This is a genomic window from Mesorhizobium calcicola (genome assembly GCF_042682105.1).
In the GTDB taxonomy this organism is placed as follows: domain Bacteria; phylum Pseudomonadota; class Alphaproteobacteria; order Rhizobiales; family Rhizobiaceae; genus Mesorhizobium; species Mesorhizobium calcicola.
Genome location: NZ_JBHUGY010000016.1, coordinates 260004 through 272442, shown reverse-complemented (window position 1 = coordinate 272442; position 12439 = coordinate 260004). Strand labels below are relative to the sequence as shown.

Annotated in this window: 7 protein-coding genes and 4 pseudogenes; 6 read left to right on the top strand and 5 right to left on the bottom strand. The window is 58.5% G+C overall.

Going from position 1 to position 12439, the window contains the following annotated elements:
• Positions 1–150: 150 nt before the first annotated feature.
• On the bottom strand, positions 151–1113 hold the full coding sequence (locus tag ACFSQT_RS09750; RefSeq protein ID WP_379018106.1) for an NUDIX hydrolase: 963 nt from the start codon (positions 1111–1113) through the stop codon (positions 151–153).
• Between the two features lie 181 nt (positions 1114–1294).
• Here ACFSQT_RS09750 and panB point away from each other — a divergent pair.
• From panB to ACFSQT_RS09730, 4 genes and pseudogenes are all read left to right on the top strand, one after another.
• Positions 1295–2139, top strand: a pseudogene (gene panB / locus ACFSQT_RS09745) (3-methyl-2-oxobutanoate hydroxymethyltransferase).
• On the top strand, positions 2136–2975 hold the full coding sequence (gene panC, locus ACFSQT_RS09740; RefSeq protein WP_379018105.1) for a pantoate--beta-alanine ligase: 840 nt from the start codon (positions 2136–2138) through the stop codon (positions 2973–2975). Before panB ends, panC begins: the two are co-directional and overlap by 4 nt.
• A gap of 535 nt (positions 2976–3510) precedes the next feature.
• A complete protein-coding gene (locus ACFSQT_RS39805) occupies positions 3511–3861 on the top strand; it encodes a helix-turn-helix domain-containing protein (protein ID WP_379018104.1) in 351 nt (116 codons plus the stop codon).
• A gap of 93 nt (positions 3862–3954) precedes the next feature.
• Positions 3955–4388: pseudogene (locus tag ACFSQT_RS09730) on the top strand (acyl-homoserine-lactone synthase).
• 128 nt (positions 4389–4516) lie between these two features.
• On the opposite strand, the gene ACFSQT_RS09725 reads toward ACFSQT_RS09730, so the two are convergent.
• Positions 4517–4816 carry a S46 family peptidase gene (locus ACFSQT_RS09725; RefSeq protein ID WP_378976510.1) on the bottom strand — a complete coding sequence of 100 codons (300 nt, stop codon included), beginning with the start codon at positions 4814–4816 and terminating at the stop codon, positions 4517–4519.
• A 199-nt stretch (positions 4817–5015) separates the two neighbouring features.
• Positions 5016–6450, bottom strand: a pseudogene (locus tag ACFSQT_RS09720) (IS701 family transposase).
• A 549-nt stretch (positions 6451–6999) separates the two neighbouring features.
• Between ACFSQT_RS09720 and ACFSQT_RS09715 the strand changes: the two are divergent.
• Together ACFSQT_RS09715 and ACFSQT_RS09710 are read left to right on the top strand one after the other, a co-directional pair.
• Positions 7000–8013: a hypothetical protein gene (locus ACFSQT_RS09715; protein WP_379018103.1), complete on the top strand. Its 1014-nt coding sequence runs from the start codon at positions 7000–7002 to the stop codon at positions 8011–8013.
• A 693-nt stretch (positions 8014–8706) separates the two neighbouring features.
• A pseudogene (locus ACFSQT_RS09710) lies at positions 8707–9197 on the top strand (transposase); the annotation flags it as partial.
• Position 9198: 1 nt separating this feature from the next.
• Here ACFSQT_RS09710 and ACFSQT_RS09705 read toward each other — a convergent pair.
• Both ACFSQT_RS09705 and ACFSQT_RS09700 read right to left on the bottom strand, forming a co-directional pair.
• Positions 9199–11580 carry a DNA methyltransferase family protein gene (locus ACFSQT_RS09705; RefSeq protein ID WP_378976516.1) on the bottom strand — a complete coding sequence of 794 codons (2382 nt, stop codon included), beginning with the start codon at positions 11578–11580 and terminating at the stop codon, positions 9199–9201.
• On the bottom strand, positions 11561–12130 hold the full coding sequence (locus tag ACFSQT_RS09700) for a hypothetical protein (RefSeq protein WP_378976518.1): 570 nt from the start codon (positions 12128–12130) through the stop codon (positions 11561–11563). Before ACFSQT_RS09700 ends, ACFSQT_RS09705 begins: the two co-directional genes overlap by 20 nt.
• Positions 12131–12439 lie beyond the last annotated feature (309 nt).

Genomic DNA, 12439 nt, shown 5'->3' with positions numbered 1-12439 from the left:
TCCGAAAAGCTCGGCCATTCGATCGGAGGAATAACGCGCCGAACGCGGTCGTACAGGGATGCGGCCGAAGGCAGGATGGTGCTCATCGAGCCTCCAATTATAATCTACATGATTATAAGACCTTTATATTCGTTATGACTATAAGCAATGTCAAGCCCGCGCGAGCGGCAATTTTGTCCCAGCCCCAGGCCTCTCGTCGATAATGGCGTGGCGGAAGCGGTAGAGTTGCGCCGGCCGGCCGCCGGTTTCGGCGGTCGCCTCGCCGGTCTTCTCAACCAGATCCTGCTGCTCTATAAGCCGGCGAAAGTTCGGCTTGTTAATGAGCCTGCCTGAGAGCGCCTCCACGGTTCGCTGCAACTGCAGAAGTGTGAAGAGCGGCGGCATCAGTTCGAACACGACGGGTCGGTATTTGATCTTTGAGCGCAGCCGCGCAATAGCCGTTGCCAGGATGCGGCGGTGATCGGCGACCATGGATGTGCCCGGCACGGGAGTGGGCGCGGCTGAATCCCCGCTGCGGGTCGCTTCCTCCACCAGCGCTGCCTCGTAGAGAAGCTCATAGCGCTGCAATACGAGCTCTTCGTTCCATGCTCGGTCGTCGAAGCCGAAGGTGACCGCCGCACGCCGCCGACGATCGAGCCGCACGGCGGTATCGTCAGCGGTGTCCGCCCATTCCCTCAATCGCGGTCGCAATTTTTCCAGCACAACCGCCGGCGTGCCGGAGCGATGATCCTCCCATGGAAAATAGTCGTACCAACTTGCCCAGCAGCGTTTGGCCGAGGCAGCCGGATCTTCGTCTCGCGTCAGTGCGAGGTAGCTGATCGAGATTACACGCTCCTCAGCGCCGACCCGATCGCGATCGGCGAAGGTGTAAAGCTGTTCGATATAGCCCAGCGGCTGGCCGGTCTGTTGTTCCACCCATCCTCTGAGACCCGACTGCAGGGAGCGGTGATCCTGCTCGAACGGACCCGACGGCAATGCGTTTGCCTGCCCGATGGTGAGAACGTAAGGGTCGCTGCTTTTCACGGCGACGACCACGGCGATAAGGTCCGCTTTGACGGCATTGGCCCTGCCTGCAGCTCTGCCTTTCCTGGTTAGCTTTGCCTGGTGCTCCATGATCTCTGAACTGGTTGGCAGAGCCCTGCCAAGAAAGCGGCTGAACCGATTTAAATTGGTTTTCTACGATAACTGTCCGCGCGTCAACATCGCGCACTGTCGCGATTTTGCTCTTCGCACGTGCACAAAAATATGCCAAACGCGACATTCGCGGTTGGTAACGCAAGGGAAGGAGTCCTCGTTGATTGCGGTTGCTAACACCAAGGCGATCACCTCGCCGGATATTCGTTCGCGAAAGGCTGGCACGCCGCTCGTCTGCCTACCGCCTACACACCGCCTACACGACCCCGGTTGCCCGGCTAGTGGATACCCATTGCGATGTCGTGCTGGTCGGCGACAGCGTCGGTATGGTTCTCCACGGCTTGCCGACCACGCTTGGGGGTACGCTCGACATGATGATCATGCATGGCCAAGCTGTCCGCCGCGGCCTTGAGCGGGCGCTGATGGTCGTGGATATGCCATTTGGCTCCTATGAGGAAAGTCGGGACCAGGCCTTTCGCAATGCCGCGCGCGTCATGGCCGAGACCGGTTGCTCAGCCGTCAAGCTCGAGGGTGGCGAGACAATGGCCTAGACAACCCGCTTCCTCGCCTGTCGCGGCATCCCGGTGATGGCCCAATGTCGGGCTGACCCCGCAGGCGGTCAACGCGATCGGCGGATATCTTGTCCAGGGCAGGGGCGAGAATAGCGAGCGCATTCGGCGCGACGCCCACGCAGTGGCCGAGGCGGGAGCATTCGCAGTCGTGCTCGAAAAGGTGCCCGAGGCGCTCGCCAGCCGGATCACAGCGGAAATCGCAATTCCAACGATCGGAATCGGCGCCTCGGCCGCCTGCGACGGGCAGATCTTGGTGGTCGACGACATGTTGGGCATGTTCACCGGTTTTCGCCCGAAATTCGTCAAGCGCTACGGCGAACTTGCTTCAGCGGCAGAAGCTGCCATTGCCAGATACGCGGCTGATGTTCGGGAAGGGCCCTTTCCGGCGGCCGAACATGTTTACGACCAGGCGAAGGACGGAGATGTGGCATGAACGTGCCGGTTGTCCATACCATTGCCGAACTTCGCTCCATCGCCACGGGATGGCGCCGTTCTGGCGCCACCATCGCAGTGGTGCCGACCATGGGGGCGTTGCACGAAGGGCATCTGAGCCTCGTGCGTGCGGCGCTTCACAGGGCCGATCGGGTTGTCGTGACGCTCTTCGTCAATCCGAAGCAGTTCAACAGTGCTGCCGACCTTGCCGCCTATCCCCGGACGGAAAAGGAAGATTCTGCAAAGCTCGCGTCTCTGGGCGCGCATCTGCTCTATGGGCCGGGCGTAGCGGAGGTGTATCCGGCAGGCTTTACCACGACCGTTTCAGTCTCCCGCATCGGCGAAGGCCTGTGCGGCGCGTTCCGGCCAGGTCATTTCGTTGGGGTGGCGACTGTCGTTGCCAAGCTCTTCCTGCAGACCGGCGCTGATGTCGCCATTTTCGGCGAAAAAGATTTCCAGCAGCTTCAGCTTGTCAGGCGTATGGTCCAGGATCTGGATATTCCAATCGCCATTTTGCCATGCGCGACCGTTCGCGAAGCCGATGGTCTCGCTCTATCATCACGCAACGTTCGACTGTCGCCCGCCGCGCCGAAACTTGCGTCGGTCCTGCAGGAGACGGCTCAGCGGCTAGCGAAGGGCCATCCCCTCCTGCCGACGCTTGGTCAAGCGCGCGCAGCTATTTTGTCCGCGGGCTATCGCGAGATCGAATACCTGGAGCTTCGCGACGAGGCAGATCTGCAACCGATGACAAGACTTGATCGACCGGCACGCTTGCTCGCCGCCGCTTGGCTCGGCGATACACGGCTCATCGACAACGTCAGAACATCACCGGCTTAAGATCAGCAATCTTGGCGGCGTTGAGTCAAACTCCGCAAAAGGGCTGTTCAAGCAGAAGTAGGAGGAAATGGGAGGGAAGATCGAGACGCGAACGGACTGGGTGCATCAGGGCCCGATCATCAACCGAGGTCTCTGTCTGGCTTCCAGCGATTAGCGGAGGTTACGCAAAGCGCAGATGCATCGCGTATTTGAAAACTTCGTCGAGCAACTCTGCGAAAGTGTTGATGCCATCGATCTGCGTGAGGCAATGGCATCCACGGCGGCCGGCTTCGACTTTCCGCTGTTCGCTCATTTTTGCTTGTCCGTCGGAATCCGGCGAAGCGCCACGATTAATCTCCAACTATCCTTCAACCTGGACTTGAGCTTATCTGCAAGGCCGGTACCACAGCCTTGATCCGGTGATCCTGCGCGGGCTGCGAGGCTGGGATACCTTTGATTGGGGCGTGGATCGCGGTCGGCAGTGTCTGCCTACGTCGCAGCAACAAATTCTGGAGAAAGCAGCTCAGTTTGGCATCCGCGGCGGATTAAGATGTCGATGCATGATCATCGCGGCCGGTTTTCTGCGCTGACCTTTGCTTCCGACGAATCCCATCCACCTCTTTTGCGCTCACTGACACGTTATGAAAAGGCACCAACTTTCATATCCATGTCCGGCGCCGGCTCGCCGACGATCGGGTGGTGGGATGGTGTAACGCTTACGCCGCGGGAGTTGGAATGCCTGAAATGGGCATCGCGCGGCAAGTCGGCTTGGGATATCAGCCAGCTTCTCGGCGTATCGAGGCGCACCGTCACCTTTCATCTGGAAAACGCCAAAGCAAAGCTTGGCGTGCGAACGATCAGCCAGGCCGTCGTACGGCTGGCAGCTTCCAGGCAGGCGAAATCCTGATTCTTCCGCCAAGATAGCTGCAAACGTCTACAGGCTGCATCACTGGCAGCTTTGCCGTTCCATGGCGGGAATACATCCTACGCGGACGCGACCATGATGCCGCTGATAACGCCGGACCTTCATGGCGAGTTCGCGCCCGAATTCAAAGAGATGCACGAGCTCAGGTGTCGGGTTTTCAAGGCAAGGCTCGATTGGGAAGTCCACACCGAAGACGAATTGGAGACCGATGCATTTGACGAGCTGATGCCTGTCTATTTGCTACCAAGGGCTCCGATTGGCGAATTCGCGGTTGCGTTCGGCTTTTGCCAAGCCCGGACCCACCATGTTGCGCCGATACGCGTATGGAACGGATCCTTCGACTCGCAACGTGGCCATTGTCGCGTATCGGACAGCCGAAGCCTCTCGGCAAGACGCAGGCGGTGGCCGGCGTTCTCGAGATTTCCCCTGCCAACCTTTTGCGCATCCGCTGGAGAGGACGTCTGAGCGGACCGGTACTCTGGCAACCGGTGCTTCGCCAGTCGGCATAGCATCGTTGCGGACACCCCCACTGTGAAGAATGCTCGTCCGCCCTACCATGCAACGGACGGGTCGCGCAGGCGGGCCGTCCGCGTCATGACGAAGTTTGCCGCTACACCAGTCGATTGCCGCGCATAGGCTAGGCCTGGGAATTCCTTCGGCCCAATTGGAACATGCAGTGATGATTGGTCGCGACCAGCCCTTCAGGACTAACGAAGGAGGCGGAGCATCCGCCCAGTGATACGATCGCGTTGAGCGGTTCAGCGTCCAGACGGCGCAGCTGGGCGGGATCGATCTGGAGCCCATCCGCACGCATGGCCGCACCCACTTCCGCAGTCTGGCTCGGCATCCACATACCTTCGTCGGCCGACGTGGCGTTGACCGTCCAGAAAAAGGCGATGGCAGCTGCTTGGGCCAAATATTTCAAATTCGAGTTCATGCTGATCTCGCTCCCATTCCTGTTCTCCGCTGACTGGATCGATGAGTATCGGGATGGCCGGCGTCCGCCAGCGCCTGCGCGGCTGCCACTCCGTGGACCGTTGACGCAAGCATCTGGATGGCGCTCACCTCTCCATTGTATCGGTTCCGTGCAACGTTTGCGGATCGTCCGCCTCACTAATCGTGCCAAAGGACTAGTCTTACTGCGTCATAAATTGGCCTGACGCGGACTTTCCATGGCCCTTGTGCAGCATGGACATCGTTGCAGGCGGTTGGCCAGGGCCACGGTCCGGCGTCGCCGGATGGTGGGGATCGAGGTCGGGACGTGCCGCTCTGGTCGGATCGGAGGATCCGCGGGGTCGATAACCGTCGGGAAGACCAGATGTTTGGCGGCTCTGGGCGCGAAGCCGGAGCTGAGGGGGGAATCGTCTCCCTCAGAGAGATCAGGAAGCCATAGGCGGCGATACAGAGACTGGCGTGGTGGTGGAAGCCCCGCCAACCTCGGCCTTCGTAGTGGCCCAGTCCCAGCTCCTGCTTGAGCTCCTGATAGTCTCGCTCGATCCGCCAACGCAGCTTGGCGGCGTCGACCAGCTGGGTGATTGTAGCGCCGGCCGGCAAGGTGGAGAGCCAATATTTGCTCGGCTCGACCTCGCCTTCAGGCCACTCGATCAGGAGCCACTCTTCGGCGTGAGCCTCGGGCCGATTGTAGTCCCTGGATGCCGGCCGCAAGCGCACGGCGGCGAAGCGGGACTTGAGCTCGGTGTTGGTTCCTTCACGCCAGGCGATCGTGCGCCAAGCCTCGGCGTCGAACTCCTCGGCCAGGGCCTTGGCCGAGACCGGCTTGTGATTGTCGGTTCGGCCGACCCGGGACGGCGGCCGGCCTCTTCCGCTCCAAGGCTTGGGCGGCAGGGGGCTCTCGCCTGGACGCCAGACGCTGAGCGTGGGCTGAACGCCCACCACATAGGTCAGATCGAGCTCGGACAGGCCGGCGCGGAAACCGCCGTCGGCGCCATATCCGGCGTCGGCCAGAACCACGCCGGGCGCGACGCCATCGGCCTTGGCCGTCTTGATCTGCTCGAGCGCGATCTGCGGCTTGGTCTGGAACGTGATCTCTGCCGGAATCTTGGCCTTCTTGCGTTGTTCCGGATTCTCCGCCCAGATGTGCGGGAGATATAATTGGTAGGCGATCGGAAGCGAGGCTGCATCATTGGCGATCGATAGGCTAACCGCAATCTGACAGTTGTCCTGCTTGCCCAACTGGCCGCAATACTGGCGCGCTACGCCCACCGAGTGCTTGCCCTTCTTGGGAAAGCCCGTGTCGTCGACGATCCACGCCCGGATCGGTCCGCGCTGCTCGATCTGTGGAAGAACCCAGTCGCGAACCCGTGCCAGCAAGGCCGCGTCCGACCACGGCGCCTGTCCCACGAAATGCAGCAGAGACTGATGCTTGGCCGCCACCCGCGACGGCGCCGTGACGGCCGCCAACGGCTCCACGCTCTTGCGTTCCATCGGCATCAGAAGTCCGAGGCAATAATCCTTCAGCGGCTCAGCCCGGTCGGCGTGGCCGATCACCCCGATCAAAGCATCGACATAGGCGTCAAATTCGGCTTCACTCTCGGCTGTCCAGTCGGGCATGGCGCGCTTCCCTGATCACGAATCAGCACGCTAACAAATCCGCGACCAGCGCGAATCCCCCGCATCCGCGACTTTCTGACTCAGTAAGACTAGAGCTTTCAGTTACAACGTGGTGAGCCACCCCATCGATGTCTGGTCTCCGACCTGCGTCGTAAACCCGACACTGTCGTCCTCACTAGGCATGAAGCGCCGCTACCAATGGTTGTCGCGTGGACATTTATTGTCAGATGGGCTGTCGTTTCGGTTAGAGACCGGCAAATTCTCTGGGTCAGGCGGCGCGAAGGGGACGCGGTTAGATAGAATATTGCATGGCACGTGGTTTGCGTGCCGCTCGGGTTTCCCTCCGCGGCCGTTTGCCTGCCATTTTGCATAGTTGGCTTATTCGAAACGCCTCAACGATCTGAATGCAGCTAATACGGTGCGAGGTTTTTGTGCATTGCACACGAGCTTGACGCGTGGTTAGCGTCCTTTCGGTGCGGGCATCGGGGTTTGGGTAATAATGACGAAGCGGTGAGAACCTCGCTTCGTTGAAAGTGCATGAGGACCCTGATGACCTTTACGAGCCCTGACAAATCCAGCCCTCCAAGCCTTGAGGCCGTCGCGCGAAACGGCAGCATGCTGCATCGCATTGCCGTGCGCATTCCGACTTATTTGTCGGATATTCGCGAGAATCCTGCATGGCTGCCGAGATTCCTACTCGCCCGCACCATGTGGGCGCGCAGAATGCACTGGCGTGGTGCAAAGCCCGTTCAAGAGTCACAGAAAGCCCTGGACACGATGTTCATGGGTGTCAATCGACAGGACGTCGTCAACGCGCTGCGGTCGCAGGGGCTCTTTTCCGGGCTTGTCCTGCCGCCATTTATCCACCAGGAGATCGCCGCCTTCGCCCGGTGCACGCCTTGCTTTGGCAATTTCGATCGCCGTCTCGAATTCATGCCGATGGCGCATGCGGAAGCTGAGGCCCGGTTCGGCCGTCCCTTGCTCAGCGGCCACTATTTCGAGCGCATTCTCGGTTGTAAGGCCGCACTCGCCATACAGAGCGATCCACTGCTCATGGATGTCGCTGCGCACTATCTCGGAGGTCAGGCGAAACTGATTACCACGCGCGTCTGGTGGAGCTTCCCCACCGAACAGGCCTCCGACGCCGACAAGAACCTCGCTTCGCTCGGCAAATACCACTTCGATCTCGATGACTGGCGGATGCTGAAGTTCTTCTTCTATCTGGTGCCAGTCGACGAAGGCACCGGCCCGCACGTCTATGTCCGCGGCAGCCATAACCGCCGGGCCTTCAAGCACCAGCTCACGCTTCTCGTCGGCCATCCGGCCAAAGAGGTTCTGGACGTCTACGGCCAGCAGAGCCCCATTACACTGACCGGTGAAGCCGGTCTCGGTTTCGTCGAGGATCCGTTCGGCTTCCATATGGGCACCGTGCCGGCGCGTAGGCCACGCTTGATGATGGAAGTCGGTTTCGGCGTGTCCCCGCCCTCGCGGCGACGCTTCCATGGCGAGCCGGTCATTCCTGATTTCGAAAATTCCCGAAACAACCTTTCCCAACTGAGATAAGGGCGATGGCGCCATCTCCGGATGATCGGCCCAAAGCGTTTTGTGCAGGTCGGTTTCGAGCTGTCGCAAGAGGCGCCGCCTGGCGACAGGCAAACGCCTCGATCGCGTGTGCGAGTCGGTTGCCGTGCCGCGCTTTCGGCAACACGGCCCGATAGGCCTCCCGCAGCTGTCAGATCGACATGGCTCGAGTGCTTTACTTCGAGCTCAGCCTGGTCCGTTACGGAAGCAATCTTTCATCTCAGCGGAAAACTTCGCATCATGGGAATTGACAGCGGCGCAGCACCGCGCCGCGCATCCGAGGGCCCTACTGCGAGGAAATCGCGTTAGACCCTCGCTGCTCGCCTGGACGAACTCAATGGACACGGGATGAAGAGGTTTGCCGATTTTCTTGTACCTCAAGCCGGTTAGGGGATTGTGCTCCAGAACACCCTTCACCTAGCCCTGGCTATTCATCCAGGCCGCAGCCGTCGGACGGATGTATCCGGCGAAATCCACAATGGCCGCATAGAGTTCTGTTATTCGCCCCGACTGTCGATGCGTTCAAATTCCGATCTCCAACGAATTTGAAGCATGGATCGTTCCTACAGGGGACGGCCTCTTCCATGCTCTTACCACGTCTATCCAAAGGGGGGTGGCGAACAATGACTCTGTTGGCGTTCTATTGCGGTCTTATGTAGCAAAGCACCAAGCTTAGGCGGTGTGGTACGCCCTGAGAACCGCGTAGAGGACCGCAAGGACCAGGAGAACCAGTCAGACCGCCGCCGCGTTGTCATCGCCCTGCGCGAGCGCGCTGGCCGCACCCTGACATTCATCCGCCATCGCGAAGCCGAATGCGTCGAAATCGCCCGCGCTCGTATGCTGGCCGGCTCAAAGCTGTTCGCTGACGAGGCGAGCCATTGGGATGCGCTTGAAGCCGATTACGCCTCGACCCGTATCAACCATTCGGAAAGCTACAGCGACGGCCACGGCAAGCATATGAACATGGTGGAAAGCTACTTCAGCCGCCTGCGCCGCATGGTCGTCGGCCAGCACCACCATGTCTCGCACAAACCAGTACGCGAACCACGCCGCTTGAGGATCACCGCCGCCGCTCAAACGGCGGCAATGCCTTCGCCATCCTTGGTGGCGCACTCAACCACCCCGTAAGCCGTGTATTGGCAGCGGGCCGTACGATAAGAGACTAGTTCAGATCAACTCGAATTGCATTTGATCGTCGGGCTCGGGGGTGACTTCTCGCTGCTCTTGGCAATAGCGCAACTTGATAATCGGTTCCTCGGCCAACTCCGCTCTCAGTCCTTCAACAGACGGTATATCAAGCACTTGGCAAAAAAGGTCATCAATGGCGATCCTCGTAGGGTCGATTGCCATATTTACAATTGTGCTCAACTCCCTGCCGGCGATCTTGTCATAAGCGCTGGCAATTGTGCGCAATTGATTGGCCGACAACGCAAGCACATCAAGGACCGGCATATTCTGGATGGTCGGTTTCTTAAATTGAATCCATGCGCCCCGCGTAGGCACCCGGTGTGCCAGCGATGTCAGTAGACCAAGTGTAGAGTTAAGCCACAAAACGAGCGCCTTTTCGGCAGCCTCGTTTTCCACCCTCAACCGCAATGGCCACCAGACATTCGACAAAGCAGGCTTTGTAAGGCGAATAGCTAAAGTTCTTTGGGTGTTAAGCCAAGACCGCTCAGCTATCATAACCGTCCCCGCGCGCTGCCATAGCACCGCAACATCTCGCAATGAACGCCCCTTGGCTGCGACTGGTCTCGGCGACAGCCATCTGTTCGGCGCCGCTCCGATCCTGCGAACCTCGTCGGCCGAATGCCCCCAAAATACAGGATACGGCGTGCGAGAGCTCGACAGCGTAAAACCATCGGCAATATCTCGCCGGTCGGGGCCAAGAATTCCTATTTCTTCAATCGTGCCGATCCGAAGCGAGATTGTCGCCTTGCGGCCTTGCATATAAAGCTGTCCTTGCCGCAACAGCCAAGCCGTGCGAACCAAGTTTGTCTGCGCAAAAGCGGAACCTATCCAAGGCGATGATCGCACCTCGCCCCACGGGATTTCGATAGCCTCACCGTATTTTTGTGATCCCACGACAATCTCGGAAACACCGTGTCGCGGTGAATCCGCCGTTCCGATAGGTGCGGGGGCGCCGCGGGAGATTTTCTCCCCGACAGCAAGGGCGTGTGCGCTGGTGACCGGGTTTCGCCAAAGGTTGATGAATTGCGTTGGCTCATCAGCAACAGAGTCCAGGGTCTCAATTCGCCGATCGCGTTTTCTCGCGATGACCATCACTTCGCTAAGTTCGGTATTCTCCGAGAAATTCCATCGCTCCGGGTCATGGCTTGCTATGACCGTTTCCAAAATGTACCCGCGATTGATTAGCTCCCGCGTCCTTCCCCACGCTATGCCGGTCGTAAGGGCTGCCGGAAGAACTAAAGCAAGGCGCCCGCCATCCTTAATATGGCGGTCGCCGACGGCAGCAAACACACTTCCGAGCCCGGCTGTAGAAGACGCTGCCAAGTTCGTCGCTTTAAGGCGCTGGGCCAGCTCTGCCTGCATATGCCCGCGTTGATCAGGTACCGATCCGAAAAGAAGATTCCCGCCGACACTTCTTACGAACGGCGGATTCATGACGCACAAATCCAATGACGGAAGTGGCGCAACGGAGGGTACGTGTTCATCGGCAGCGGTTATCGCACTGCCGATTCCTGGGCTCATGAGATCCAACTGGGTCTCGATGGTACTGGCGGAAACGTAATCGATACTACCTAGGTAAACCTGCCCCGATTTCATTCGGCCCATCGGCAGAGAGTAGAGGTGCATTTTATGAAAGCACGTTTCCGGCGCCAGAAGCGCTAAAGTTGACGCCGTAAGATGAACGGCCGATGGAAGGACATCATAGCCGTAAAGCATTTCCTCGATTATTAGCTTATGCAATTCTGTTAGTGAGTCACTATCGATTGTCTCGCTTCGACTTGCTCTAAATTTTATGAAATTATCTGTCAAAGCTTGGCTCGCGGCCATAAGCAGCGTACCCGTACCGCAGGCCAAATCCGCTATCTTGAATTCGTTTAACGAAACCGGATTAGCCCAATCAACTTGGGGCCATCTGTCAATATCTAAAGTCAGCTTTAGTAATAAAGTTGCTGCTGGAACAGACGTGTAATAGGTACCTAGATATTTCGCTTCAAGCAAGAGGAGATGATAAATCCTACCCATTAGGTCGTGCCGTAGGGCAGCCTTCTTCGATACTATCTCTAGCGCTCGCTCGGCAAGATGCCGAACTGCAGAGTCGGTATCAGAATGCGACGGCAGCGACAGAATAATGTCACGTGCCACCTTGAAAATTGGCACGTAATTGATCTCATTTATTATCATGTTCCAGTGGGCAGCAGTCTTCCCAACAAAGTCCCGCTCTACGAGTAACGATCGTATCGGCTTTACCTTTTCTTCAAGGCCAGACAATTGCTCTTGGAAAATGAACGCGTTCGCCAGCATTAAGGCGGCGAGTTTCGCCGTGGTCTCGCGACGGCGTTGTTCAAACGGAAGCGTCGGCACTTGTCTTCCCCCCCACTCCCAAAACCTGAATGAGACGATCGCAAGCTCCGCGGTTGTTCATTAGCGCGCTTGCAACCTCCGAAAGGCCAACATTAAGCGTGTCAACTGCCTGCTGAAGAACATCGTCACGTACCAGAATGTCGTGCGCTCTCCGAAGTTCGGCCAAAATGTCATTCATCGAGCCGCTATGCCAGGCACCGTCGCCGGCTTCCGTTAGGACGGCGAATTCTAGACTCGTTGAACTCAGGGCCTCACTTAGCTTGACGAACTCGACAGTTCGTATCTTGGCCGGGTAGACGACAGCGATTGCCAAATGGGCAATCCCCCGCTCAATCCTGCCGCGCGCATCCGAAAGCACGAGAAGACCAGCTTGCGGAGTATCAGCCACTTTGCCTTCGATTGCGCAGCGAAGCCCGCGATAGGACGCGATAACATCTGGTCGTGACCGGCCGCTATTCAGTATCGTCTCAGGATCGGCTTCTACGCCGCGCCTCCCAAGGCAGGTCGCAAGGACTGTATTTAGAACTTCTTCACGATGACGTTCGCCCATAAATATTGTGCCCCCGCAATTCAGGTATTAACGCGCCATTTACTGTTAAGGCTAGGTTAAAGATTGTTAAGTTATTGATTTATAACCGAAATTTTGGCGGATTTGTACGGCGACTGTGCCAGTCATTTCACAGTCGGCCACATCCAAGCCGCCTTGCCCGCCATCCCTTGGCTGTCTTGATGCAGTCCATGAGCGGCTTTACAAGCGCGGCATCCCATCCCTTCGGCTGCACGATACGCGTTGCGGTTTCGCTTTGATGCGCTGCCGTCCGCTTCGTACTTCAGTATCAGCCGGTAAAGCTCGCCCTTG